A 26,042-nucleotide genomic window follows, 5' to 3' on the forward strand; every position below is an offset into this window, starting at 1 on the left:
AAAGAGGCTTTTTATATTATTGATTAACTATCTAATTATTTTTTAAGAATGCTATCTAAAACTAAATCTTTTTCTAATTTTTTAGTACAGAAAAACCAATCTTTACAATCTAAATCTTCGGTAGATGTCATGCGTTCTTCTGCGACACCACAAGATCCAGCTGGAGATACAATAACATCGTCTCCAGGATTCCAATCTGCAGGAGTTGCAACATTAAACTTATCAGAAGTTTGCATAGCAATTAAAGCTCTATATAACTCATCAAAATTACGACCTAAACTTAATGGGTAATATATAATTGCTCTAACTGTTTCGTTTGGATCTACAAAAAAAACAGCTCTTACTGCTTGTGTTTTGCTTTCTCCTGGTTGAATCATTCCATATTTTTTTGCAACTTCCATTGAGATGTCTTCAATTAAAGGAAACTTAACTTCAATGTTTTTCATTCCGTTAAATTCAATTTTATCTTTAATGGTTCTTAACCATGCAATATGACTATATAAACCATCAATAGACAAACCTATAAGACTACAATTTGCTTTTTCAAATTTTTCTTCCAAATGTGCAAATGTCATAAACTCGGAAGTACAAACAGGCGTGAAATCTGCTGGATGACTAAATAATATAGACCACTTTCCTTTATAATCTGAAGGATAATTAATATCTCCTTGTGTAGTTACTGCTGTAAATTGAGGTGCTTTATCACCAATTCTTGGCATTGCAAATGTTTCTTGTTGTGTTGTTTCTGAAGTATTCATAATATTAATAGTTTTAAATTATTTATAGTATAAAATTACTTTAGAACTACATTTTGGTTTGTAACATTTGTCACTTAAACTATATAAAAAGCGTATATCATTATAAGGATTAACAATAATGGATAAAAAAGTCCTAATTAATTCGAAACATGATAAAAATCATCTTTAATAAAATTATGAGTTATTATTTTTGTGAGTATGAAAATAAGCACTTTTCTTTTTTCTATTACGTTAACATCTCTATTGCTTTTTAACAGCACAAGAGTATCGTTAAATTATGCTTATTACAATTTAGATCCTGTTAGTTTTATTGAAGCCTTTTGCGAAAATCAAGACAAACCCGAACTAAAATGTAATGGAAAATGTCATTTAAATAAAGTCGCTAAATCTCAAGATAAAGATCAAAAAACACCAGAAAGTATTGTAGACTTTAAAGAGCTTATTTTATTTACAAATACTTTTGAACCTTTTATATTTCAGCAAAAAAAACATCTTAAAAAACAAAATATAACAGCTTACCAAAATCTATATTCCTACAATAATATAAACGATTGTTTTCATCCTCCTCAAGTATAATTTTCCTTCTGTTAATGGTAGTTGAAGCTACCACAAATACTAAAGTTAAATACAAAATTACTATACATGAAAACATTATATAGTGTGTTGTTATGCACACTCATTACAGTCATGTCTTTTGGTCAAGAAAAAAAGGAAACCAAAAAAGACACTACCAAACAAAAAATCACCAAACTTGATGAAGTTATAGTTACTGGAAACATTAAAAATGACCCAGTACTAACAGTTGTTGCTAATAAATATGACGAAAAAATTGTGCAACCTAAAAATGTAGCCGATTTATTTAATAACATCAACGGTTTTTCGGTTATAAAAAGAGGTAATTATGCAATAGACCCTTCGTTTAGAGCTGCGCAATATGAGCAATTAAATATTCAATATGATGGTGGCACAAAAGCAATGCATGCTTGCCCAAATAGAATGGATCCTATAACAACTCATATTATCCCTGAAGAAATCGCGAAAATTGAAATTATAAAAGGACCATATACAGTGCGTTATGGAGCAACCTTTGGAGGTATTGTAAATTTGGTAACACAAAAACCAGATTATGAAGATTATGGTTTACACGGAAAAGTTTCTGCTGGATACGAAAGCAACGGAAACTCTTTAGTGAATTTAGCACAACTACAATACATTCAAGAAAAATATGATATCGTTGCTAATGCTGGTTACAGAGATTTTGGTAATTATGAAGATGGTGATGGTATAGAAATCCCTTCGTCATTTAGAAGTACCGACTACGGAGTTAAATTTGGTTATAATTTCTCTGACGACCAACGTTTACAAGCACATTGGAGACAATCTTTTGGTCGCGATGTGTTACATGCAGCTTTACCAATGGATACGGAGTATGATAATAGTAGTATTTTATCTTTAGACTATAAATTAGATCATATTGGTAAAGTAGTAAAATCATTAACTGCAAAAGCCTATTATAGTTATGTGGACCATTTAATGACCAATGACAATAGACCTTCTTTTATGATGATGGAAGCATCTTCTGCAGTAGATGCAACAACCACTGGTGGGAAATTAGAATTGAATTGGAAACCCTTAGAAAAGCTAAATGTATTTTCTGGATTAGATGCGATGCATATTGCTAGAGATGGTGGGAGAACTAGATTGGTTAAAATAATGAATGGCAATCCATTACCAATGCCAATGACTTTTAATGACAAGGTTTGGCAGGATTCATATATTACAGATTTAGGAGTCTTTACGGAAGCAAAATATTCTATTAATTCTAAAACGATATTTACAGCTGGTATTCGTTATGATAATGTCACATCAGACATACAAGACCCAGAAGCCGATTTTGCAGAAATGTATGATTTAGAAAAACGTACAGAACATAATGTGAGTGGAACTGTTTCGGTTAAAAACAGAGTATCTGATAATTTCACTTTAGAAGCTGCTTATGGTCGTGGAATTCGTTCTGCTAATATGATTGAGCGTTTTATTAATCATTTCACAGTTGGTCAAGATCCTTATGAATATATTGGAAACCCTAATTTAAAAGCAGAAGTAAACAATCAATTTGAAATTGGATTTAAAGGCAGAGAGCCTTTAAAAAATGGTTTTGATAGCTTTACATACGAAACGTCTTTTTATTATTCATTCTTTGAAAACTATATTGTTGGTGTGATAGACCCAACCATTTCAAGAAAATTTAATCCTACAGCAGATCCTACAAGTGTAAAAGTGTTTCAAAATATAGACGAAGCTTACAAAACTGGCTTTGAAGCTATGGCTCAAGTAGATTTCTTAAAAGACTACTATTTTAAAACAGAATTTGCTTATGTCTATGCAAAAAACAAAGATTTAGCAGAGTCTTTACCTTTAACTCCTCCTTTTACTACAAAACTGAGTTTAGGTTTTCAAAAAGAAAAATTTTGGGGGAACATACAATATAATCTAGTATCTAAACAAGATAATATTTCTAGAAGTTTTGGTGAAACTGAAACAGATGGTTATCAAACTTTAGATTTACGTTTTGGCGTAAAACCTATAAAGAATATTACTTTAGGTATTGCTGTGATTAATGCTTTAGATGAAGCTTACAATAACCATTTAAATTTCTCTTTCACTAATCAAGCAGATTTTGGAAGAACTCCAATTACAGAACCAGGTCGTAATTTCTCTGCTTTTTTACAGTATAAATTCTAAAACATTTATAGTTTAAATTAAAAAAGGAGCGCATTTAAATGCGCTCCTTTTTTAATATTGAATATTTCACTAATATGAGAATGTTTTTAAGTTGATTTTTTAATTAAAAACAAAAAGCCTACTTCTTTACTTTACAAGTATTAGTGCCAAATAATGTATATAGTGGACAAAAACTAATTAGACTAGTCAAAACAAATATTGCAGATAAAGCTAAAAGTATATATGCGAGAGTTCCTTCAATAATTCCTTGCCAATAAAGTACTGCAATAACAATTGCTATTACAATTCTTATGACTTTATCATTTTTTCCCATGTTTACTTTCATATCGTTTATTTTAAACTATTGGATCATATATAAATTAACTATTAGCTGTAATAATGTTAATAATTTCATCTTTTTGAAGTACTCCAGATTGTCGCCAAACTTGTTTCCCATTCTTAAACAAAAGCATGGTTGGCACACCTCTAACTTGATATTTTGATGCTAGTTCTTGATTTTTGTCAACATCTATCTTTATAATAGAAACCCTATCTTTTAAATTATCTTTAACTTGTTTTAAAATTGGACTCATCATTTTGCATGGACCACACCATTCTGCAAAAAAATCGACTAAAACCGGTTTATCTTGATTTATTATTTCTGAAAATTTGCTCATACCTGACTTTATTTATTATTCATAAAAAGTAACACTCCAAACACCTCTCACTTCATTAACTCCATAACCTAAAGCATTATCATTTGGATAAAGTTTTTTTAATTCTTCAAGAATAGGTCTTTTAACATCCTGCTCTGGTTTACCATGACATTGTAAGCACATTGTGTTAGTCGTAATAGGATAATATACTTGCGCTTTATTATCCACTTGATCTACAATTGGCTTTGGTTCAAAACCATTTTTAATATCCTTTTTAAAAGAATTAATATACGTTAATTCTTTTTTATTTGCTTGATTATTTTGATTTCTAGGTTTATCTGAAACTCGTTTTATATCTGCATTATGTAATACAGACATACTATCTGTTAATGGATATGCTTTTTCATTACAAAAAGCTAAAGCTTCTAGAGTTCCTTTTTTTTGAATAGTTCCCATTAAATTTTTACCCAAAACCGCTTTTGTACTTAAAGCATATTTTAAACCACGTTCTCCATAAGCTAAAGTGTCAAAATTGGTTTGAGCTTGTTGCTTTTGCATACCTTGACCTTGACCCTTTCTATTTCCTTTTCCTTTTCCTTTTCCTTTTTGATTTCCTTTTTCTTCATTAAAATGGTCTTCAAACCATTCTGGTTGCTCAATATCAAATTGATACATATAGTCTGCTATTTGCTTGATGGTTTCTTCTGGATATGCTTGTTTAGGCATCACTCCAAAGCGTCTTACTGCTCCAAACATTTTAGCGTCTTCTGCATTTGGATTTTTAATCCAAGATTGTATTGCTGCTATAAACTGCTCTTTTGTAGTATCGTCATTTAAGTAATGTTTTTTAATAGCTATCATTGGTGGACCAATTCTATCCTCTTGACTAGCAGAAGGACTATGGCAAGTATAACAATTGGTTTCCATAAGCTTTTTACCTGGATGCTTATTGGCTTCCTGATTTTTTTCTAATGCTGAATATTCTTTATTTTTAGAATTATTACAGCTAAAAATCAATACTGAAAAAATTAATAATATTAAGAGCTTTTTCATTTTATACCTTTTATTTTGAAATCTTACCTGTTGCGCAACTCACAAATGATTTTGCTTTAGACACCAAACTATTATCATCATCTATTGAAGGATAACCTAAATTTTTAAGTTTATCTTTTACAGCCAAAGCATCTGAGTCTTTAATAAAATTAAATGAAACTCTACTTTCATCTATATCGATATGGATATCTGAAATATTTTCAATTTCAGAAATTTTATTGGTGATTGTGTTAGCACAACCACCACATTTTAAGTTTTGTACTATTATTGAAGTATGCATTTGATAATTATTTATAGTTTAAAAAGCCTCCATTTAAATCATAGATTTCAGTGAATCCGATAGCTTCCAATTTGTTTGCTGTTTTTCTACTTCTACTTCCGCTTCTGCAATACACATAGACAGGTTGTTCTTTGTCTAATTTATTAAATTCTACGTTAAACTTTCCGGAGAAAAAATCTATGTTTTTTGCATCTTTTATATGCCCAGAGTTAAACTCATCTGGTGTTCTAACATCTATTAATTGCACTTTTTTATTTTCGGTATGTTCTTTAAATTCTGTTAAAGACAATACTTTAATAGCATTGGTTTGAAAAGTATTTACACCAAATAATGCTGTGAAAAATGATATAATAATTACGTATTTCATTGATTCGTTTATTTATTATAAAATTAATTTAAAATTGCATGTTAATTGGTAACCTATGTTACATAAAAAAGCACGTATTACATTAATGCAATACGTGCTTTCACGAACTAATAAACTAATTTTTTATTTTAATGTTGTCGGACAGACATAGGCTGTTCTTGGTACTGATGTATTTTTAATGGCTCCATAACCTCCTGCAACATCTATTAGATTATGTATACCTCTACTTTTTAAAATGGAAGCTGCAATTACAGATCTATAACCTCCTGCACAATGTATGTAAAAAGGTTTATTCTCTGGAAATTCACTTAAATGATCATTAAGCGTATTTAAAGAGGTAAGTTTTGCTCCCTCAACATGCTCTGCAGTATACTCTCCATCTTTTCTAACATCAAAAACTACGTCTTTATTATCTGCATAACGATTTGCAAATTCTTCGGCAGAAATTGAAGTTAAGGTATCATAATCCATTCCTGCTTTTTTCCATGCTTCAAAACTACCTTCTAAATAGCCTATGACATTATCAAAACCAACACGAGAAAGTCTTGTTATAACTTCTTCTTCTCTTCCTATTGGAGCAACTAATAATATTGGCTGACTTACATCAGCTATTAATGCGCCAACCCAAGGTGCAAAATCACCGTCTATACCAATAAAAATAGAACGCGGAATATGACCTTTTACGAATTCGGTTTGATTACGTACATCTAATACGATGGCTTCCGTTTCGTTTGCAGCAGTTTCAAAAGCTTTAGGTACTAATGGTTTTTGTGATTTTGACATTACTTTATCAAAGCTTTCATAACCTTCAATATTCATCATTACATTTTGTGGAAAGTAAGCTGGTGGCTCAGACAAACCATCTAATAATTCTGCTATAAATTCTTCTTTCGTCATATCTGCACGTAATGCGTAATTGACTTGCTTTTGATGACCTAAAGTATCTGTAGTTTCTTTACTCATGTTTTTACCACAAGCAGATCCTGCTCCATGATTTGGATACACAATTAAATCGTCGCTTAATGGCATAATTTTATTCCGAAGAGAATCAAATAAATAACCTGCTAATTTCTCTTGCGTTAAATCTGAAGCTATTTTTTGCGCTAAATCAGGACGACCTACATCACCAATAAACAAAGTATCTCCTGTAACGATACCATGTTCTTTTCCGTTTTCATCAATCAACAAATACGTTGTGCTTTCCATAGTATGACCTGGAGTATGTATTACTTTTATTTTGTAATCTCCTACTTCAAAAACTTGTCCATCTTTTGCTATTATAGCATCATAAGATGGCTTTGCTGTTGGTCCAAAAACTATTTGAGCACCTGTTTTAGCTTTTAAATCTAAATGGCCTGAAACAAAATCTGCGTGAAAATGTGTTTCAAAAATATACTTGATTTTTGCATCGTCTAATTTTGCTTTATTGATATAAGGCTGTACTTCTCTTAATGGATCTATAATTGCAGCTTCACCATTACTCTCTATATAATATGCAGCATGTGCTAAACAACCTGTATAAATTTGTTCTATCTTCATCTTTAAGTTTATTATAATTTTTCAGTAAAAATGCACTCCCTTTTTAAGGTGGTTCATTTTTTAAATTCTACTTTTAATATGCTATTCAAAAATAGCTTTTATATTTATTTTTTGCTGTAACAAAAGTTACATTTATCATTTAGTTAACTCTTTGTAAATAATATAAATACCCATTATTAATACAAACCATCCAAATCCTTTTTTTAATTTTCTACCTTCAATAAAATTAGATAAATACATACCTATAAAAATTCCTAGTATTGAAATTGAAGTAAAAATCAATAAAAATGGCCAATCCACATCTATATTTACAATATCTCCTGTAAAACCAATTAAAGAATTTATTGCAATTATTAATAGTGATGTCGCAATTGCTTTTTTAATAGGTAATCTAGCAAACAAAACTAAAACTGGTATTATTAAAAAACCTCCTCCTGCTCCTACCAATCCTGTAATTAAACCAATAGTTAGCGCTTGAAAAACGAGCGAAATATAACTTAGTTTTTTCTGCGGATCTAAATTGTTTTCTGATTTACTTTTAATCATTGAAATAGAAGAAAACAGCATTAAAATTGCAAAAAACAACATAATCGCGATATTCTTTGTCACCGTAAAATCACCAATTGTAAATAATTGATTTGGAATTGCAGGCACCAAATATAAGCGTGTTAAAAATACAGAAACAACAGCTGGAATAGCGAAAGAAAAGGCTGTTTTAAAATCAACTAAACCTTTTTGAATGTTTTTAATTGCGCCTACTAAAGAGGTCACGCCAACTACAAATAAAGAGTATGCAGTGGCTGTAATAGGATTAATCAATAGTAAATACACTAAAATTGGAACCGTTAAAATTGAACCACCACCACCTATGAGTCCTAAAACAAGGCCAATTAATAGTGCTCCAAAATAACTCAGTATTTGATGTATTTCCATATTATATAAGTTAGTTTTTTCAAATCTAACCTATGCTGTAATAATAGTTAGTAACAATAGTTACATTATTATAGATCAATAACTTTTATGCTGTTTCTATTCAATTCTATTTTACCATCAATTTCTAGGGTTTTTAGTAATCTAGATATCACTACGCGAGACGTATGTAAATCTCCTGCAATTTGTTGATGAGTTACATGGATAATCTCATTATGGTTAACCATCGCTTTGTCTTTAAGGTATTTAAACAAACGCTTATCCATTTTCAAAAAAGCAATGGTATCTATAGCTTCGAGCAACTCTGTCATACGATTATGGTAGCTTTGCAACACAAATTTCTGCCATGATTTATACTTACCTAACCATTCTTCCATTTTTGCAACAGGAATCATAATTAACTTGGTATCAGTTTCTGCAATTGCTCTAATTTCGCTTTTAGAATTCCCTAAACAACAAGATAAAGTCATTGCACAAGTATCTCCTTGTTCTATAAAATATAAAATGAGCTCGTCACCATCATCATCTTCTCTTAAAATTTTGATGGCTCCACTTATCAAAAGTGGCATTGATTTTATGTAATCTCCAATTTCGATTAATTTAAATCCTTCAGGAATCTCTTTATAAGTTCCTACATTATTAATTTCTTGAAGCAACTCATCTTCAAACAAATATCCATAATGTTGTTGTAGTTCTTCTATCATTTTCCATGTAATCGATTATGAATTCAAAAATAGGCATTTTAAAAAAGATTTACCTGATATATATCATTGTGATACCATTGTAAATAAAATAGTTTTATAAGACAAAATATAGAAATTATGAAATCACTTATGTACATCTTCGTATTGGCTTTATTAGTAAGTTGTTCTACTGCAAGAGTCACTGATAGTTGGATAAATAATGACTACGCAAACTATCAACCAAATAAAATTCTAATTATTGGACTCACTGATAATCTTAGTGGAAGAACATTATTTGAAGAACAATTAAAAAAAGAACTCTCCAACAGAGGTATTGAAGCTGTTGAGAGTTATAAAGTGTTTAAACCAACATTCACTAGTTCAAAACAAACCGAAGAAGAAATTGATGAAGAAATAAAAAGACTCTCTAAAGATGGTTTTGATGCTGTTTTAATTTCTGCAGTAAAAGGTGTAGATGAAAAAATCTCTTATAGTGGAGACGACTTTAGAACAAATTATTATTGGAGACGTTTTGGACGTTATTATTATTTAACGCAGGATGTTTATCATGTTAATGGCTATTACAATAAGTATAAAATTTATCACATTGAAGCATCTTTATATAACTTAAAGGAGGACAATGATAAATCTTTGGTTTGGGTTGCTTCATATGATATTATAGATCCTAAACAGATTAACAAAACAGTTACTAATTATGTAACAGCTATTACTAAATCGTTGGAAAAACATCAAATTATAAAGAGTAATTAAAAAGTTAACCTATAAGGTTTCACCTCATTCTAGTAGCTACACTATTGTGAGGTTTTTTCTTCCTTTAACTTCACTTTCAATTCTGGAATTTTGATCAACTCAATAGTTGTTGAAGCTAAAAGAACCTTTCCATCTGTAGCTTCAATCTCTTTTCTAATACTGTCATTTAAAAGATGCTTTGTAATACGACGTTTCTTAAAATCAACTATATATCTCAAATTAAATTGAATCCAATTATCTGTTAAAGTAATTGCCAAAGTTGGATCTACTTGAGCATCTTCAATATAATACTTGTTGACGACCTCTTTCCATTGTGTCTTTGAATTTGCTGTATATTCTGAAAGTGTTTCCGAAGCAATTTTAATAATAATTGATTTTGCCAAATCAATATCAGAACCATAGCGAATTGGTAAATTGAATTCGTCCCAAATGAACGGAAAATCATTAGAGTAATTATATATTGGTCCTTTAAACACAAAGGCGTTGCTTAGTTTAACAATACGTCCGCTATAATTATCACTACTTACCCATTCACCGATTTCCATCATAGTAGTATAAATACTATCAACATCAATGACATCACCTTTGATACCATTAATTTCTATACGATCTCCAGGTTTGTAAACTTTTACTAAAAAAATATAAATAGAACCTGCAATACTCAGTATTAATTCTTGTAGAGTAAACGCCAATCCTGCAGTGAATAATCCAACAATAAGAGTAAAATCTTTTATTGCACCAGAAAAGTAAGTAATTACTAAAAACACAAGTAATATATAGCCAAAGATTTCTATGCCTTTTTGAGCTTTATAACGTATTACCGTGTTTGATATTTTGTTTTTTAAATAGCGTCTTAGTAACTGAATACAAAGCAAGATTACAATAAGTATCACTAAAAATTTAATCATACTCCAAACAAAAGGATTAGCATTAAGCCATTCTTTTATAGGCTCTATTTCTATCATAGGATTGCTTTTATAATTCCTCGAAAGAATTTAACTTATTTTTGAGTGTTCTTATTTGAGATTGAAGCTGTTCTACCTGCTTCAATAAATTATAAATAGCATCAATGCCTTCAATATTTATATTAAGATCATAATGTAAACGCATCATTTTTTCTACATCATTAAGTTGATTAGTTTGCAAATAATTTTCATTATCTGTGATGGTAATTTCAACCAATTCGTACTCATGAAGCGTATTTATAAAATCTTCTGAAACTTTATAATGTGTACAAAATTGCTGTATTGAGATAAGGTGTGTTGTGTCCATGTTATCGTAATTTTGAAAGTTCAACAAAGAGTTCTTTTTCTTTAGCAGAAAGATTTGTAGGTGTTTTTATATTATAGGTTATAAATAAATCTCCAAATTGTCCTTCTTTTTTATACTTCGGAAAGCCTTTTCCCTTCAATTTTACTTTTGTTCCATTTTGAGTTTCTGGTTTTACTGTTAATTTTACTTTTCCGTCGAAAGTATCAACCATAATTTCACCACCTAAAAGCGCTTTATATAAATCTAAATCTACTGTAGCGTACAAGTTATCTCCATCCCTTTTAAATTGAGAGTTATTGACTATTGAAAACTCTATTAATAAGTCTCCATTAGGTCCACCATTGACACCTTTACCTCCATGACCTTTTATTTTTATAATTTGACCATTTTCTACTCCTGCAGGAATCGTAATGCGAATATTTTTATTATTTACTGTTAAGGTTTGTTTATGCGAAGTGAATACATCCTTGAGATTTAACTTTAATTGCGCATTAAAATCCTGACCTTTAAACTTTACTTCTCTCCCACGACTTCCTGATGCTCTTCCTCCAAACATAGAACCGAAAAAATCTGAAAAATCTTCTTCAGAATAGCCTCCTTGAGAACCTTGTGAACTTCTTTGATACTGCTGTTGTTGTTTTGCCTTATCGTACTCTTCAGAATTTTTCCAATGCTCACCATACTCATCATATTTTTTTCGATTTTCTGGATTACTTAAGACTTCATTGGCTTCATTAATTTCCTTGAACTTCTGTTCGGCAGCTTTATCATTAGGATTTAAATCTGGATGATGTTTTCGAGCCAGTTTACGATAGGCTTTCTTTATATCGCTTTCAGTAGCACTTTTTGAAATGCCTAATACTTTGTAATAATCTATAAATGCCATTACTTTTTATTATGAGTTTTAGTGTATTCTTTTAATATTTCTTTGAGACTTTCTAAATACTCTTCCATGATAGCAACATCCATATCTGGATGAATTTCGGTAGGTATTGTAATTGGGTTTTCATCCAAATTCGCATAGAGTTCTGGGTAATTAACCTCAATACTCGTCGTTAGCCTAATAATTTGATTTTCTATATCTTGTAGTGTTTTCATAACGTCCTTTTAAAATTACGGATTAAAATTAGTTTTAAATAAAAAAAGAACAAATGATTTATATCATTAAAGATAGCTTTACAAATGAATTTTTCCATCTCGTATTTTAAGTAATTCTATCGATTTTTATATATCATGAATTTAATACGTCTTTTATAACTCAAACTGATAATCCATTAATAATTATTGCTTAAAGTAATGTTTTTAATTACTGCGGAAGCATATATATAAAACAAAAACTTTGTCTGATTTTTGTTAAAGTTGTGAAATATCACACAGTTTTTTAACTTCATCTAAAACACGATGAATTCTTTTTTCTGAAATTCCAATATTTTTCATCTTATCAGATGCGTTAATTAACTCCTTAACCAAAACAACATCTTTCTCTATTAGCTGATGTTTTTCTTTTTTGGTTAATGTTGTTAAAGTGGTAACAGGATATAAAGCCATAGAATCAATAGTTGCTTTTAGTCCGTTGTTTTTTGGGTAATCCCAACTTAACAAAGTTAGCCCAACACATTTTGCATAGTTTATAGCATCTTCAGTAAACCTAGTATTGGTAACCAACCAACCTTGTTTTAAATGTGTTTTGTTTTTTGAATTGGTATTCCATTGTTCTTGAATGTCTAAAAATCTGGAATTTATATATAATGGCACTTTTACATTGCTTGATCCTTTAGCATCGGAATGAAACTTACATTCAATAGCATACACGTTTCCATCCTTTTCTGCTAGTACATCAATTTCATGCGTTACACAGGCACCATCTAATATTACGCTGACTTCCGTTTTATATCCTTTTTCTTTTAATAAGGCAGCAACCAATCTCTCAAACGGAAAACCAGTTGGTCCTAAATCAAATATGGCACGTTTTAAACTATAGCGTGAAGCACAAACCTTATTATGCTTTTTTAATAAAGCAAATGCTTTCTTATAGATTTCATTAGATGACATACCATCATAAATAACGGGTTGAATTCCATGTATGATAGTTTCAATCACATTTTTGGGTGCTCCTGCATATTGAAGTGAATGTTTTAATTTTTCGAATGAAAAAAGTTCCATTTCATCATTACCCTTTTTAATGTAAATTTGCTTTTCCATACTTTCTTATTGTATTAAAATCTTAATATTTCAGTCATTATTCCAAAACGTATAATGGATAATTGATGCTCAAAATAAATATTGTAATAATCCATACCATGATAAAACTGGACAAATAATCCAATATCTTCTAAAAATTTTGGATGATAATAAAAGGTAACACTTACATTAAATCTGTCAAAATCAAAAACGTCTAAATCATTATAATTATCTAACATTAGTGTTGCTTCCGCTTTTAATGAAAAATTGGCTCTATCGCTATGAGAATCGGTTAAAGGAAACTTAAACGATGTAAAACTATTATGCCATCGTAATCCACTATATTTACCTTTTAACTCTTTTGACATCCAACTTTTAGGATGGATTTCTATTGAACTTTTTAAAGTTTTAATAGCTTTTAATTGGTTACTATAACCCGTTTTAAGAAAACCTAATTCGAAAAAATTAGTTGCAAAATTTCCCGTTTGTAAGTTGATGGTATTATCGTCATTATAGAAATCACCATCTTGTCCATTAGAATGATGTGCTATTTTACCGAAAAAAACCAAATAATTAAGAGCCTCATATTTATTAGCTAAATAATATAATGAAATCTGTGGAATATAACTAGGTGTACGTACAGGATAGGATTCTTCATTATACATCCTAATTGTGATTTGAGGTTTTAAAATAGCCATTAACTTGGAGTCCTTTCGTTTTCTAATAACAAATGACGGATTTACATTGGCTTCAAACATTAATGGTTCAATATTACCAATATCTGTTGGAAATGTAATGTAACTATCGCTTTGATTGATTAGAGCTATTTTAGACAAATCTAATTGCGGAAGTGTATCTAAATCTTTTTGCGAAAAAGCAAGATGTACCGACCATAATAGTAAAAATAATATGTACGCTCTCGTTTTCATTTATATAGATTTAAGTCATTTTAATCTTTGTCTTTCGAGCCACTAACAATCCTTGAAATAATTCCTTTTTGGTCTGTAAATTCTGCAATTAACACACCTGCCAAATGGATAACTATAAATGCTATCAGATAGTAAATACCAAGCACGTGGATTTCTTCCATTGGCTTTTTCCATTCTTTTGGTCCTAATTCTATTATAAGTCCAGTAACAAGTGAAACAACAACACATAAATAAAAAATAATATATGTCCATTTCTGAATTCTCTTTTTTGTAGACAGGTTTTTATTCAAAGGGTTTTGAATCTTCATTTGTCCGAATGCAGGAAGTATAAAACGAATACTAAATAACCCAACCAATACATAACCTAAATAAATATGCCAATCCCACATGGGCTGTCTTATCTTTTTGGCTAAAACAATGAGTTGATCTTGAGATAGACTCTGTTCAGTGCCAATCAGGTAATTCTCGATTATTTCTGCCATATTATACTTATTCATCCATGTTAATCGCAAAAAAATAGTAATTAACAACAGTATAAATGAAACTGCAATTGCCCAATGAATTATGCGATAAATTTTAGAATATTGTAATTTTTCCATGATGTCTGTTTTTAATTTATTGTACTATTTTTTTTATACTGAAAAATGCTATTAGCGAGAAACTTAACGTCACCAACATTCTAAAAACCATTGCCTTTATTGTTTTAGCTTCGTGAAGTCCGCCATTATTAACATAAAGCAGTAAAGCTATAAAAGCAATAATCAAGATACCTAAAGCAACAATTAACACCCAAAACGTCCACTTTTTACTTTTTAAAAATCCGTAAGCAGCAAATAAGTATAAAATGCTACAGATAAAGTTTACCCAAACTATAAACAAGACATAGTTTCCTTCTTTGGCTCTAATGGCAAACCAATCGAAAATCACAGCGCTACTTAAAAATAAAGTGAGCAATGCAAACAGTGCTAAAATAGTAGCACTCAAAGTCTTGATAATCTTTTTAGTTTTCATTTGATATAGGTTTATTAGACGATTCACCAAGCCACCATTTTGGTTTGTCTTGTTTTGTAACTAAACCGAATTTTTTAATGGAATATGTTTCAATATGCGTTATTACATCTTCGACCGAATCGGTAACAAATAACAGTTTCATATCCACTGGACTAATACTTTCATTTTCTGCCATTAATTGAATATGATGACACAATTCTTTATGGTATTCCGAATCGAAAATAACTATAGGGAAATCTTGAATTACTTTGGTTTGAATCAATATTAAAGCCTCAAATAACTCGTCTAGTGTGCCAAATCCTCCAGGCATTACAACAAAGCCATAAGAATATTTTACAAGAATAACCTTGCGTAAAAAGAAGTATGGTATGTTGATCCATTTATGCAAATACAGATTTGGTTTTTGCTCGAATGGTAGAATAATATTACAACCTACAGAGTATCCTCCAGCTTCATAAGCCCCTTTATTAGCAGCTTCCATAATTCCTGGACCACCACCTGTCATTACTGTAAATCCTATTTTTGCTAATGCTGCTCCAATTTTTTCAGCACTTTTATAGTGTTCAGAATCTTTTGCAAATCTTGCAGACCCAAAAACAGTAACACAAGGTCCAATAAAATGCATTTTCCTAAAGGCTTTTATAAAATTAAAAAACACTTTAAAAGCAAAAGATAATTCCTTAAAACGAGATAAAGGACCTCGAACAAACAAAGATTCATCTTTTGATAACTTTATTTTATTATTAGTCTTCATAGCATGATTTTTTATGTTGTCTTTTTATAACTCCAAACCGCTAAGCCATTCATTACAAAAGCATAAAGTGCTGTTTTTAATAACTGTGGAAGAATATCGTTAAAACCAGAACCTTTAAGCATCACCATACGCATCACTTCTACAAAATATCTTATTGGGTTAAATTCTGTAAGCGTTTGTGCCCATTTTGGCATACTTTCTATTGGCGTAAATAAACCACTCATCAAAATAAAAATAACAGTAAAAAACCAAGCAATAAACATAGCTTGTTGTTGTGTATCTGTAAAATTTGAAATGAATAAACCGATGCCTAAAATGACTAAAATATAAATTGAGGTATATAAATACATGAGCGGTAAACTCCCAAGCATTGGGACATTAAAGATGACTTTTGCTAAAATTAAGCCTACAGTTAATAAACCCATTCCTATGACCCAAAACGGAAAGAGTTTCCCGATGATAAACTGACTTTTTTTAATTGGTGTGACGTTGATTTGTTCTAGAGTACCAATTTCTTTTTCGCGGACAATATTCATTCCTGAAAGGAAGAGCGTAATCATTGTTACTAGTAAAACCAATATTCCAGGCACCATAAAGGTTTTATAATTTAAGGTTTTGTTATACCAAAATAAAGGAATGGTTTCTATTACAGCTGGTTGTACTTGTTGATCTGAAACTTGCAATAATTCTACTTTTATGTTTTGATTAAAGCGTTGTACAATTTGTGTGACATATACATTTTCAACACCTGCTGCTGCGCCATCAATTGCATTTATTATTACGCCTAAATTGTTATGTTTTTCTTTTTGCAAATCGCGTTCAAAATAGTGTGGAATTTGTAAAAGCACATCAACTTCTCCTTTAAGCATTGCTGAACTTGCTAATGTTTCCGAAGGAAAATCTGTTAACACATTAAAATAAGTAGAGGCATTAAATTTTTCAACTAACGCTCTAGATGTTGATGTGTGATCATTATCAATATAACCAAATTTGATATTCTTTACTTCAAAAGTAGCTGCATTAGATAATATAACGAGTTGCAATAATGGTAAAACAAAAATGATAGGAAGCATGCCTTTATTTCTAAAGATTTGCTTAAACTCTTTTTGTATGATGTATAAAATTGTTTTCATATCACTTCCTGCGTAGGCAGGAATCTTTTTTTAAATTTTATTTTTTAATAAACGTCTTGACTTCGCTTGACAAGACAACTTTACTCTTTTACTATTTTACTCTAATCTAATTTTATATTTCTTCACACTTAATCCTATAAAAAAGATAGTCATACCGACTAAAATCAAGGTCTCTTTCCATAGATATTGTAATCCTACACCTTTTAGCATAATGCCTTTTATGATGATGATAAACCATTTAGCTGGAATAATATTACTAATGATTTGCAATGGCAAAGGCATGCTTGAAATAGGAAAAATAAATCCAGAGAGTAAAATTACAGGTAGCATTAATCCCATTAAAGAAATCATCATTGCAGTTTGTTGGGTTGCTGAAATAGTTGATATCAAAATTCCTAAAGCTAAGGATGTAATGATAAATAACACACTCTCTAAACCCAATAAAAACAAGCTTCCTTGTACAGGCATTTTAAAGATAAAAATGCTTAAAACTACAATGACGATGGCGTTTACAATAGACAGAAAAATATAAGGAAACACCTTACCTACAATAACCTGAATTGGTTTTATTGGTGACACCAAAAGAATTTCCATGGTTCCCAATTCCTTTTCTCTTGTAATAGAAATAGATGTCATCATTGCAGAAACTAACATTAAAATAATAGTCATAACACCAGGAACAAACATGTATACACTTTTTAATTCTGGATTATAAACCATTCTTGTTTGTGGTACAATTTGATAGGCGATTGTGATGTCATTATTCAATCCTTTTTGATATTGCTGAAGAATAGCGTTGACATAATTACTTATGGTATTTGCAGTATTAGGATCTGTAGCATCTGTAATAATCTGAATAGTTGCTTTATGATCTTTGATTAGCTTTTTACTGAAACCTTCTTCAAAATTTAAAACTGCTTTTACTTTTCCTTTTTTGAAAATAGTTTCAATATCTGATTCTCTATCAATAAATTGATTGATACTAAAGTATTTTGAAGCTGAAATTTTATTAATAATTTCTTTTGTTGTTGCGTCTTTTGAATGGTCCAAAACTGCAATATCGACATTGTTTATTTCATTGGTAATTGCGAAACCAAATAGCATAATTTGTGCTATTGGCATTCCGAAGAGAATAAACAACGAGCGTCTATCTCTAAAAATGTGATAGAATTCTTTTTTTATGAAACCTATGAATCTTTTCATTTCTTTATTCCTGCGAAGGCAGGAATCTCATTTTAAGTTATAAATTATTCTTTCACACATTTAGGTGATTTCAACTAATCTTTTTGAGCTATTACACAGAGTTTTTAAACTGTAAACTGTGACAGGAAACTCTTCCTTTACCCTCTCGCCAATTTTAAAAACACATCGTTCATATTTGCAACGTTAAATTGTTGCTTTAGGTTTTTAGGTGTGTCTAAAGCTTCTATTTTCCCGTTTACCATAATAGACACACGATCGCAATATTCAGCTTCATCCATATAGTGTGTCGTAACAAAAACGGTTGTGCCTTCGCTGGCAGCTTTGTAAATCATTTCCCAAAACTGACGTCTCGTTATTGGATCGACTCCACCTGTTGGTTCATCTAAAAACACAATTTTAGGATCGTGAAGTAAAGACACTGAAAAGGATAATTTTTGTTTCCAACCTAAAGGCAAAGAACCTACTAATTGGTTTTCCACTTCTTCTAATCCTAATTCTTTAATTAAGAGTTTTGATTTTTCTTTTATTCGTTTTCTTGATAAACCATATATCCCTCCGAAAAACGTAATATTTTCTTTAACTGTTAAATCGTCATACAAAGCAAATTTTTGACTCATATAACCAATGTTTTTCTTAATGTCTTCGGCTTGTTTATAAACATCAAATCCTGCAACTTTAGCTTTTCCTGCAGTTGGTTTAGAAATACCAATTAGCATTTTCATAGCTGTGGTTTTTCCTGCTCCATTTGCTCCTAAAAACCCAAATATCTCTCCTTTTTTCACTTCAAAAGAAATAGCATTTACTGCTGTAAAGTCACCAAACATTTTGGTAAGGTCTTGAGCTTCTATGACGTTGTTATTGTTCATTTTTTTTATTTAAACCTACAAGGTTTTTAAATTCTCGCAGGTTATTTAGCTAATTCCATAAAGGTGTCTTCAATGGTTGGTTCAGTTTTTTCGATTTCAATATTCGATAAATTTTTAGATTCTAAATAGTCTACTAAATCTTTCGGATTAAAATCTGCTCTACTATCTGTATAATGCACAAACTCACCAAAAGGAAATACACTATGGTTGTGTCTATATGCATTTAAGCTATTTAGCAACTGATACGTATTATTTGCACGTACGTTATAAATTTGTTTTGGATAATGTTTTACAATAGCTTGAGGTGTATCAATCTGCAAAATTTTCCCGTCTTGAATTAGTGCAATTCTATCACACAAAGCAGCTTCATCCATATAAGGTGTCGATACCAAAATGGTAATACCTTTTTTCTGCAAGCGTTTCAACATCTCCCAAAATTCTTTTCTAGAAACTGGGTCTACTCCTGTAGTTGGTTCATCTAAAAACAACACTTTAGGCTTATGTATTAATGCACAACATAAAGCCAATTTTTGTTTCATTCCTCCAGATAATTTTCCTGCTCTACGATCTTTAAAAGGTTCTATTTGAACGTAAATCTCTTTGATTAACTCGTAGTTTTCTTCAATGGTTGTTCCAAAAATAGTTGCGAAGAAATTTAAGTTTTCTTCCACTGTTAAATCTTGATAGAGTGAGAATCTCCCAGGCATATAGCCAACACTATTTCGAATCTTCTTATAATCTGTAACCACATCAAAACCAGCAACTGTCGCTGTACCTTCATTAGCTATTAAAAGTGTTGTAAGAATTCTGAACAATGTTGTCTTTCCTGCACCATCAGGACCAATAAGTCCAAAAAGCTCGCCTTCTTTAACTTCAAAAGAAATGTCTTCTAAGGCTTTTACGTTTTTGTACGATTTGCTAATATGGTTGACAGTTATACTCACTAGATTTTAATTTTGAATTATAATTTTAGGTTCCATTGTAATTTTTGAAGTCACAGAATTTGAAATTAAACAGGCTTTTTCCGATTTTTCTAAAATACGTTCTGCGCGTTCTCTTTTAGATTCGTCTGTGATCACAACTTCCGGAAATAATAACACTTCACTAATTACAAACTTGCCATCTACTTTATCAAGAATCCCTTTTGACTCACATTTAAAACTCACGAATTCTAATTTTGAATATTCTGAAATAGCTAAAAAAGTAGTCATTAAACAACTGCTTATTGCTGCTGTAAATAAATGCTCTGGAGTCCAAATATTTGGCATTCCACCTGGGAATTCTGGTGGTGTTGCAACTTCGATACAATTACTTTCAGTGGTTGCATTATTTTTTAATTCTGGTGAACACAAGGTCCCTTTTCTGTCTTTGGTCCAATTAACATTGACGTTATATGTATGTTTTTCCATGATACTATATTTTACTTTTTTTATTTCTGATTTTCTTCTGAATTATTCAACCATAGTTCTGCTGGCATTCCTATTTTTAGACTACCATCATTTTTAACGTCTACTTTTACCGCGTATACTAAAGCGACACGCTCTTCTTTTGTTTGAATAATTTTTGGTGTGAATTCTGCTTCCGAAGCGATCCAACTAATCGTTCCTATGTACGATTTCATCTCATCTACATCATCAATTTTAACCGTAACTTCTTGCCCTATTTTAATATTAGCTAATTGTGTTTCGCTGATATAAACACGTAATTGCATGGTGCTTAAATCTGCAATTTTATACAATGGTTTCCCAAAAGCAGTAATTTCATTTTGCTCTGCATATTTGGTTAAAACTGTACCATTTAAAGGATTTGTAATTTTACTTTTCTGGATTTGATCGTCAATTTGTTTTAACTGCACATCAATAGATTTAAGCTCATTAACAACAGGTGCATTTTGAATTTCAACACTTCTAATCTGGCTTTTAATAACATCCATTTCACCAAGAACATCATCCAATTGTTTTTGAGTTCCTGCGTTGTCTTTAATGAGATTTTCTGCTCGTTTTTTATTAGTGTTTGCTGTTTTCAATTTAGAATTTAAAACTGCTATTTGAGAGAGCACTCCTTTAGACTTTGAGCTTATTACACCCTTAGATACCTCTAACTGCTCACGTTTTAATGATAACGGAATAGTGTCGATATATCCAATAAATTGTTCTTTTTGAAGCTTATCTCCTTCGTCAAGATTAAACTGCATTAGTTTACCATTACTTTCTGCTGAAATGATTATTTCTGTCGCTTCAAAATTTCCGTAGCCATCTGCTTTTCCGTTATCATTTCCGCAGGAAAATAAACTAAAAGCTATGATACTTAATCCTAATATGTATGTGTGATTTTTCATGTGTTTATTTTTATAGCCCCTTAATGACATTATAATTTGCTTTTGCGAGTTGTAACTGAATTTCATGTTTTACCAATGTATTTTCGTCTTCATATAAATTAGTGAGTTCTGTAATATATGCTGAAGACGTAATCACACCATTTTTAAGTTGTGAATCTGCAGATTTAAGCACTTCTTTCCTAAGGTTTATTATTTCTAAATCTGAAATAATAAAAGTTTCAATTTTATCGATTTCTTTTTTCTGTTGATTCAGTTTTATATTGGTATTTAGTTTAAAAATTTCGGTTTCGTTATCTAGAATATCTTTATTGATTGCTATGGATTGTCGTTGTTTTTTGTTTGAATCCCAGTCAAATACGTTCCAATTTAATTTAGCGCCAACAGTATAAAATGGTTGAAACGAATTATCGAGCATATTCAATCCTGGATTACCATAACCTCCCGTTGCAAAACCAAGTAATTTTGGAGAATTTTGTTTGGCAATTAAACTTTCAGAGTTTTCTATTTCTTCTTTTTTGAATTGAAACAAGTCTAATTCAGGTCTTTTTAATTCTGAATTTAATTGAGTTTTTACAAGTGGGTTTTGAAATTGAGTAGAAACGTCTAATGGTTGACTTATTAAACTTGAAAGTGTCTCAATAAGTGACATTTTATTGCTTAACAGTTCTTGCGATTGTTGGTTTATTTTTAATAATTCGGCTTCTAGAACTTTATCAGATGAAGGTAAAACTACTCCGTATTTAATACCTGATTTTACTTCTTTAAGTTTAGCTTCTAGTTGTGTTTGTTTTGCATTTAACAACAACTCCGACTCTTGTGCTAATAAAACAGAAAAATAAAGTTGATTGATTTGTTGCTTTAATTGGTACAGATTGACTTCAATCTGCTTTTGTTTCGTTTTTAATTGAGTAGATTTTAAATTTAAAGAAGCATCTGTTAATCCACCATTATAAATTAGTTGATTGACAGAGAGTGTTGCACGATATTGGTCTTTATTTAATGGCTCGATATTAGCATTGGGGATAGGGATTTCAATAACATCAGACTGATATGTTGCTTGTGCATCTAAACTAAATTGTGGTAATTTTGAAGTAGAAATAATAGCTTTATCCAGTTTGTTTTGTGCATCTAATAGTTGCGACTGTTTTGCTAAAGGGTAATTTGCGGTCACTAAATTATAACATTCTTCCAAAGTGATGCTTTGCTGTGCAACACTTGGTAATGTGATTATAAAAATTAAAATGATTGTTAATTTTTTCATTTTATGTGTTTTTTATCGAATTAATAATAAAGTCGGAAACTTCTGTTCTACGATCTTCAATTAATTGTTCGTAAGCTTCATCATCTGTATTTGTAAATGCCATGATTAATGGTTTAGCTACAAATGGAAAAATATTTAAAGCCATAATATTCATAAACAATTGTTCTGCACTAATCGGTTTTATAATGCCATTTTCAACTTCAATTTTAACTTGTTTCTTAAATTTTTCAAGATTCGGAAAACCTGGATTATCTTTCATTTTCAAAATAAAATCAGGATTTCTATTAAGTTCTTGGATAATGAAATTAGGTAAATAAGGATGCTTAACAATAAACGTTATATAGTTTAACGTAAAGTTTTTCACCTTATCTTCAATAGAAGAATCATCATTTAAAACCGCATTTAATTGTGGAGCTAATAGTGAAAACGCATTTTTAAAAACTGCTTCAAATAACAACTGTTTATTTCTGTAATAGTAATGAAGCATAGCTTTGTTAATACCTGCTTTGTCTGCAATTTCTTGCATACGCGCTCCATTCATTCCTTTAGCCTGAAATATATTTTTCGCAGCATTTAATATTTGTTCTTCGGTATTTTCGTTTTTTGTTTTTTTCATTTCAACTATATGGTTTAACCAAACGGTTAACAAAGATACAAAAATTTTATATTCAAGCAAACAACTCTAAACTAGAATTTTACCATCTTAAATTGAGTTGATTCTATTCGTTTTATTTGCTAAATCTTTATCATGAGTTATCAGTTAAAGCGATTAATTTTTGTTGGCACTCAACTACATGAAAATATTGAATACGTTTTCTGCATTATGACAATCCAATTTCACCCTAGATTCATCTCCCATAATTACTGAAAGGTTATTTATTAGAATAGAAGCAATAGCAACGTATTGTTTCATTTTTAATACGCTAATTTTGATTGTAACAATATGTATTCATTCAAGTTTACAAAATCAATAGCTCCAACTAGTTTACCTTGATTTACTACTGGAAGAAATTTTTGTTTCTTATCATAAATAAGAGGATATATTGATTTGAGATCATCTGTGTTTTTGACCGTTTTAAAATCTGTATCCATCACATTTTCAACTAAAGTATTCTTATTAGAATTTTCAATTATTTGTCTATGATATAAAAGTCCCTTAACGACACCTTCTTCAACTACAGCAAAGTTAATTTCAGTTCCAGAAATTATCTTATTAACAACAAGGTCTAAAGAATCTTTAGGATTGAATGTTGTTATATTAAGTAACATTGCTTCTTCAACAGTATGACCTTTAAGTAATGCCATATGTTGTACCATTTGATTTTCGCCATAAGCTCCTAAAAAAATAAACAAAGCAATAAAAATGAGAAACGGATTATAAAGCAAACCAACTAATAAAAATACAACTGCGATAAATTGACCTATACTTGCTGCTATTTGTGTGGCTTTTGCTCGATTTATTTTTAGAGCTAATAATGCTCTTAATAATCGTCCGCCATCCATAGGAAAAGCAGGAATCAAATTAAACAACACCAAACCAACGTTAACTATAAACAGAAAAAATAAAAAATTCTGAAATGTAAAACTCACAAATAGTTCATAAGTATCTGTAAAACTTTGATTGAATATGTCTCCTATTGGAACTACAAAATACAGTAAAACAGCTATAGCAACATTAACTAAAGGACCTGCAATAACTATGAGAAGTTCTTGTTTTGGAGATTCTGGAATTTTATCAAAACTTGCCATACCACCTATTGGAAGCAATGTTATTTTTTCAGTTTTAACACCAAAATATTTTGCTGTTAAAGCGTGACCCAATTCATGTAGCACAACGCAAAGAAAAACTGCCAATATAAAAGATACATTAAATAAAACACTTTCTGTGCTACCACCTCGTTTTAGCTCATCAAAAATAACCCAAGCAATTAAGAAGAAAAATGTCCAGTGGATTTTAATTTTAATTCCAGAAATACTACCCAAACTTAAATTACTTTTCATGCTTTAATTCTTGATAGTAATTAATGACCATTTTTTATTTTTATTCAGAATAGCATATAGATTATCTGATAGTCGTTTTGAATTGATTTTAGGTGGTTCTCTCAAAAATTCTCTGTCCAAAACGATATTAACACCTGGTGGGTTCAAATACCTTTTTATTTCGCCATTCTTATCTATAATGGTTTCAAAATATTTATAGTAAACAATATCTTTTTTTAAAGCTGCATTTCTACCCGTAATTTCTTTTACCAATTCTAATACTATTGCATTTCCATTATTAAAATTGGTGGCATTTAAAAATTGAGGTTCAATAATGGTTTTACCAGAAGGATCTATATAACCAAAATAAGAAATGCCATCTTTTTTTTCCTGAATTAAACATCTATTCTCTACAAAAACCGGATAACTTCCTTGGTCTAATTTAGTAGTAACTAAATCATTTCTAAAACTCACAACCATATCTCCATTAGCATTAATGAATGCCCATTGGCCATCTTTTTTGATCGCTGCAAAACCATCGTGGATAGGTGAGATATAATCAAGATGTTCAATAGATTGTGTAAAACCAAAGATTGGAATTAATACAATAACTATAAATAAAATGATTGCTTTTTTAAATTTTCTATAAGTTTTCATAATATCGTTTTAATTTGAGTTAATACTATTAATAATATCTTGTTTTTGAAGTACTCCAGATTGTCGCCACACTTGTTTCCCTTTTTTAAACAATAACATAGTAGGCACACCACGAACTTGGTATTTAGCTGCTAAAGGCTGATTTTTATCTACATCAATTTTTATGATTTTTATGTTGTCTCCCAATTCTTCTTTAACCTGCTTTAATATTGGCGCCAACATTTTGCATGGTCCACACCAATCAGCAAAAAAATCTACTAAAACAGGTGTTTCAGAATTTATTATATTGTTAAAACTATTTTTCATTTTCTATCTTATTTATAACATTCTCTAATTTAAGACTTACCTCTTGAGCAACTTCACCAAGTGTTTTACTATCTACAGCTTGCATAGAAACCATAGGGTTAATTGCAGAGACTTCAATTACATTAGGCGAATGCTCTTGTATAATAACATTACATGGTAACATCGTCCCTATCTTATCCTCTGCCAGCAATACTTTATATGCAAATGGTGGGTTGCAAGCGCCTAAAATTGTATATTTTTTAAAGTCAACTTGCAGTTTATCACTTAAGGTTTGTTGTATATCAATTTTTGTAAGTACACCAAATCCTTCATTTTTTAGTAGCTCTACTACCCTCTTTTCTATAGCCTCAAAACGACCATTAACAGTCGTCGTAAAATAATAACTCATAA

34 protein-coding genes are annotated in these 26,042 nt (G+C 30.3%); 3 read left to right on the forward strand and 31 right to left on the reverse strand.

Annotated features, from left to right (window positions below; genetic code table 11):
• Positions 1-35: 35 nt before the first annotated feature.
• Positions 36-758, reverse strand: a complete 723-nt coding sequence (locus IM744_RS16785) for a peroxiredoxin (protein WP_194509329.1) — start codon at positions 756-758, stop codon at positions 36-38.
• A 198-nt stretch (positions 759-956) separates the two neighbouring features.
• Between IM744_RS16785 and IM744_RS16790 the strand changes: the two genes are divergently transcribed.
• Together IM744_RS16790 and IM744_RS16795 are read left to right on the forward strand one after the other, a co-directional pair.
• Positions 957-1,334: a hypothetical protein gene (locus IM744_RS16790; RefSeq protein WP_194509330.1), complete on the forward strand. Its 378-nt coding sequence runs from the start codon at positions 957-959 to the stop codon at positions 1,332-1,334.
• 66 nt (positions 1,335-1,400) lie between these two features.
• A complete protein-coding gene (locus IM744_RS16795; RefSeq protein ID WP_194509331.1) occupies positions 1,401-3,503 on the forward strand; it encodes a TonB-dependent receptor in 2,103 nt (700 codons plus the stop codon).
• A 118-nt stretch (positions 3,504-3,621) separates the two neighbouring features.
• Here IM744_RS16795 and IM744_RS16800 read toward each other — a convergent pair whose 3' ends face one another.
• The 8 genes from IM744_RS16800 to IM744_RS16835 form a co-directional block, all read right to left on the reverse strand.
• Positions 3,622-3,828 (reverse strand): YgaP family membrane protein, encoded by a 207-nt coding sequence (locus IM744_RS16800; protein ID WP_194509332.1) that lies wholly within the window; start codon positions 3,826-3,828, stop codon positions 3,622-3,624.
• A 34-nt stretch (positions 3,829-3,862) separates the two neighbouring features.
• Positions 3,863-4,159 (reverse strand): thioredoxin, encoded by a 297-nt coding sequence (trxA, locus tag IM744_RS16805; RefSeq protein ID WP_194509333.1) that lies wholly within the window; start codon positions 4,157-4,159, stop codon positions 3,863-3,865.
• 15 nt (positions 4,160-4,174) lie between these two features.
• A complete protein-coding gene (locus IM744_RS16810) occupies positions 4,175-5,191 on the reverse strand; it encodes a c-type heme family protein (protein ID WP_194509334.1) in 1,017 nt (338 codons plus the stop codon).
• Between the two features lie 10 nt (positions 5,192-5,201).
• Positions 5,202-5,471 (reverse strand): heavy-metal-associated domain-containing protein, encoded by a 270-nt coding sequence (locus IM744_RS16815; RefSeq protein ID WP_194509335.1) that lies wholly within the window; start codon positions 5,469-5,471, stop codon positions 5,202-5,204.
• Positions 5,472-5,478: 7 nt separating this feature from the next.
• The gene (locus IM744_RS16820; RefSeq protein ID WP_194509336.1) at positions 5,479-5,838 is read right to left on the reverse strand and encodes a rhodanese-like domain-containing protein; all 360 of its coding nucleotides are present in this window, start codon (positions 5,836-5,838) and stop codon (positions 5,479-5,481) included.
• 123 nt (positions 5,839-5,961) lie between these two features.
• Positions 5,962-7,377 (reverse strand): MBL fold metallo-hydrolase, encoded by a 1,416-nt coding sequence (locus IM744_RS16825; RefSeq protein ID WP_194509337.1) that lies wholly within the window; start codon positions 7,375-7,377, stop codon positions 5,962-5,964.
• A 135-nt stretch (positions 7,378-7,512) separates the two neighbouring features.
• On the reverse strand, positions 7,513-8,310 hold the full coding sequence (locus tag IM744_RS16830; protein ID WP_194509338.1) for a sulfite exporter TauE/SafE family protein: 798 nt from the start codon (positions 8,308-8,310) through the stop codon (positions 7,513-7,515).
• Between the two features lie 68 nt (positions 8,311-8,378).
• Entirely contained in the window at positions 8,379-9,011 is a 633-nt protein-coding gene (locus IM744_RS16835) for a Crp/Fnr family transcriptional regulator (protein ID WP_194509339.1), read from the reverse strand.
• A 117-nt stretch (positions 9,012-9,128) separates the two neighbouring features.
• Here IM744_RS16835 and IM744_RS16840 point away from each other — a divergent pair, with 117 nt between their 5' ends.
• The gene (locus IM744_RS16840; RefSeq protein ID WP_194509340.1) at positions 9,129-9,761 is read left to right on the forward strand and encodes a hypothetical protein; all 633 of its coding nucleotides are present in this window, start codon (positions 9,129-9,131) and stop codon (positions 9,759-9,761) included.
• Positions 9,762-9,802: 41 nt separating this feature from the next.
• On the opposite strand, the gene IM744_RS16845 is transcribed toward IM744_RS16840, so the two are convergent.
• From IM744_RS16845 to IM744_RS16945, 22 genes are all read right to left on the reverse strand, one after another.
• On the reverse strand, positions 9,803-10,726 hold the full coding sequence (locus IM744_RS16845; RefSeq protein WP_194509341.1) for a mechanosensitive ion channel family protein: 924 nt from the start codon (positions 10,724-10,726) through the stop codon (positions 9,803-9,805).
• A gap of 10 nt (positions 10,727-10,736) precedes the next feature.
• Positions 10,737-11,033 carry a chaperone modulator CbpM gene (locus tag IM744_RS16850; protein WP_194509342.1) on the reverse strand — a complete coding sequence of 99 codons (297 nt, stop codon included), beginning with the start codon at positions 11,031-11,033 and terminating at the stop codon, positions 10,737-10,739.
• Between the two features lies 1 nt (position 11,034).
• Entirely contained in the window at positions 11,035-11,919 is an 885-nt protein-coding gene (locus IM744_RS16855) for a DnaJ C-terminal domain-containing protein (protein ID WP_194509343.1), read from the reverse strand.
• Positions 11,919-12,131: a hypothetical protein gene (locus tag IM744_RS16860; protein ID WP_194509344.1), complete on the reverse strand. Its 213-nt coding sequence runs from the start codon at positions 12,129-12,131 to the stop codon at positions 11,919-11,921. The genes IM744_RS16855 and IM744_RS16860 overlap by 1 nt, the downstream gene beginning before the upstream one ends.
• A 255-nt stretch (positions 12,132-12,386) precedes the next feature.
• The gene (locus IM744_RS16865) at positions 12,387-13,235 is read right to left on the reverse strand and encodes a restriction endonuclease (protein WP_194509345.1); all 849 of its coding nucleotides are present in this window, start codon (positions 13,233-13,235) and stop codon (positions 12,387-12,389) included.
• A 14-nt stretch (positions 13,236-13,249) separates the two neighbouring features.
• Entirely contained in the window at positions 13,250-14,143 is an 894-nt protein-coding gene (locus tag IM744_RS16870; protein ID WP_194509346.1) for a hypothetical protein, read from the reverse strand.
• A 20-nt stretch (positions 14,144-14,163) separates the two neighbouring features.
• Complete coding sequence (locus tag IM744_RS16875; protein ID WP_194509347.1) at positions 14,164-14,742, reverse strand: cytochrome b/b6 domain-containing protein; 579 nt, start codon at positions 14,740-14,742, stop codon at positions 14,164-14,166.
• A 16-nt stretch (positions 14,743-14,758) separates the two neighbouring features.
• Positions 14,759-15,154 (reverse strand): hypothetical protein, encoded by a 396-nt coding sequence (locus IM744_RS16880; RefSeq protein WP_194509348.1) that lies wholly within the window; start codon positions 15,152-15,154, stop codon positions 14,759-14,761.
• Positions 15,144-15,908, reverse strand: coding sequence for an LOG family protein (locus IM744_RS16885; RefSeq protein WP_194509349.1), 765 nt, complete (start codon positions 15,906-15,908; stop codon positions 15,144-15,146). Before IM744_RS16885 ends, IM744_RS16880 begins: the two co-directional genes overlap by 11 nt.
• An 11-nt stretch (positions 15,909-15,919) precedes the next feature.
• Positions 15,920-17,041, reverse strand: a complete 1,122-nt coding sequence (locus tag IM744_RS16890) for an ABC transporter permease (RefSeq protein ID WP_194509350.1) — start codon at positions 17,039-17,041, stop codon at positions 15,920-15,922.
• Between the two features lie 96 nt (positions 17,042-17,137).
• Positions 17,138-18,244, reverse strand: coding sequence for an ABC transporter permease (locus IM744_RS16895; protein WP_194509351.1), 1,107 nt, complete (start codon positions 18,242-18,244; stop codon positions 17,138-17,140).
• A 137-nt stretch (positions 18,245-18,381) separates the two neighbouring features.
• Positions 18,382-19,110, reverse strand: a complete 729-nt coding sequence (locus IM744_RS16900; RefSeq protein WP_194509352.1) for an ABC transporter ATP-binding protein — start codon at positions 19,108-19,110, stop codon at positions 18,382-18,384.
• 41 nt (positions 19,111-19,151) lie between these two features.
• Positions 19,152-20,054 (reverse strand): ABC transporter ATP-binding protein, encoded by a 903-nt coding sequence (locus IM744_RS16905; RefSeq protein ID WP_194509353.1) that lies wholly within the window; start codon positions 20,052-20,054, stop codon positions 19,152-19,154.
• A gap of 6 nt (positions 20,055-20,060) precedes the next feature.
• The gene (locus IM744_RS16910) at positions 20,061-20,519 is read right to left on the reverse strand and encodes an OsmC family protein (RefSeq protein ID WP_194509354.1); all 459 of its coding nucleotides are present in this window, start codon (positions 20,517-20,519) and stop codon (positions 20,061-20,063) included.
• A 20-nt stretch (positions 20,520-20,539) separates the two neighbouring features.
• On the reverse strand, positions 20,540-21,448 hold the full coding sequence (locus tag IM744_RS16915) for an HlyD family secretion protein (RefSeq protein WP_194509355.1): 909 nt from the start codon (positions 21,446-21,448) through the stop codon (positions 20,540-20,542).
• Positions 21,449-21,458: 10 nt separating this feature from the next.
• The gene (locus IM744_RS16920; protein WP_194509356.1) at positions 21,459-22,709 is read right to left on the reverse strand and encodes a TolC family protein; all 1,251 of its coding nucleotides are present in this window, start codon (positions 22,707-22,709) and stop codon (positions 21,459-21,461) included.
• 1 nt (position 22,710) lies between these two features.
• On the reverse strand, positions 22,711-23,325 hold the full coding sequence (locus tag IM744_RS16925; protein WP_194509357.1) for a TetR/AcrR family transcriptional regulator: 615 nt from the start codon (positions 23,323-23,325) through the stop codon (positions 22,711-22,713).
• Positions 23,326-23,499: 174 nt separating this feature from the next.
• Positions 23,500-23,622 carry a hypothetical protein gene (locus tag IM744_RS20815; protein ID WP_262893015.1) on the reverse strand — a complete coding sequence of 41 codons (123 nt, stop codon included), beginning with the start codon at positions 23,620-23,622 and terminating at the stop codon, positions 23,500-23,502.
• A gap of 2 nt (positions 23,623-23,624) precedes the next feature.
• The gene (locus IM744_RS16930; RefSeq protein WP_194509358.1) at positions 23,625-24,710 is read right to left on the reverse strand and encodes a site-2 protease family protein; all 1,086 of its coding nucleotides are present in this window, start codon (positions 24,708-24,710) and stop codon (positions 23,625-23,627) included.
• 3 nt (positions 24,711-24,713) lie between these two features.
• A complete protein-coding gene (locus tag IM744_RS16935; protein WP_194509359.1) occupies positions 24,714-25,346 on the reverse strand; it encodes a WG repeat-containing protein in 633 nt (210 codons plus the stop codon).
• 9 nt (positions 25,347-25,355) lie between these two features.
• A complete protein-coding gene (gene trxA / locus IM744_RS16940) occupies positions 25,356-25,652 on the reverse strand; it encodes a thioredoxin (RefSeq protein WP_194509360.1) in 297 nt (98 codons plus the stop codon).
• Positions 25,642-26,040: a DUF302 domain-containing protein gene (locus tag IM744_RS16945; protein WP_194509361.1), complete on the reverse strand. Its 399-nt coding sequence runs from the start codon at positions 26,038-26,040 to the stop codon at positions 25,642-25,644. Before IM744_RS16945 ends, trxA (IM744_RS16940) begins: the two co-directional genes overlap by 11 nt.
• Positions 26,041-26,042 lie beyond the last annotated feature (2 nt).

Source organism: Psychroserpens luteus, from assembly GCF_015319355.1.
Taxonomy (GTDB): domain Bacteria; phylum Bacteroidota; class Bacteroidia; order Flavobacteriales; family Flavobacteriaceae; genus Psychroserpens; species Psychroserpens luteus.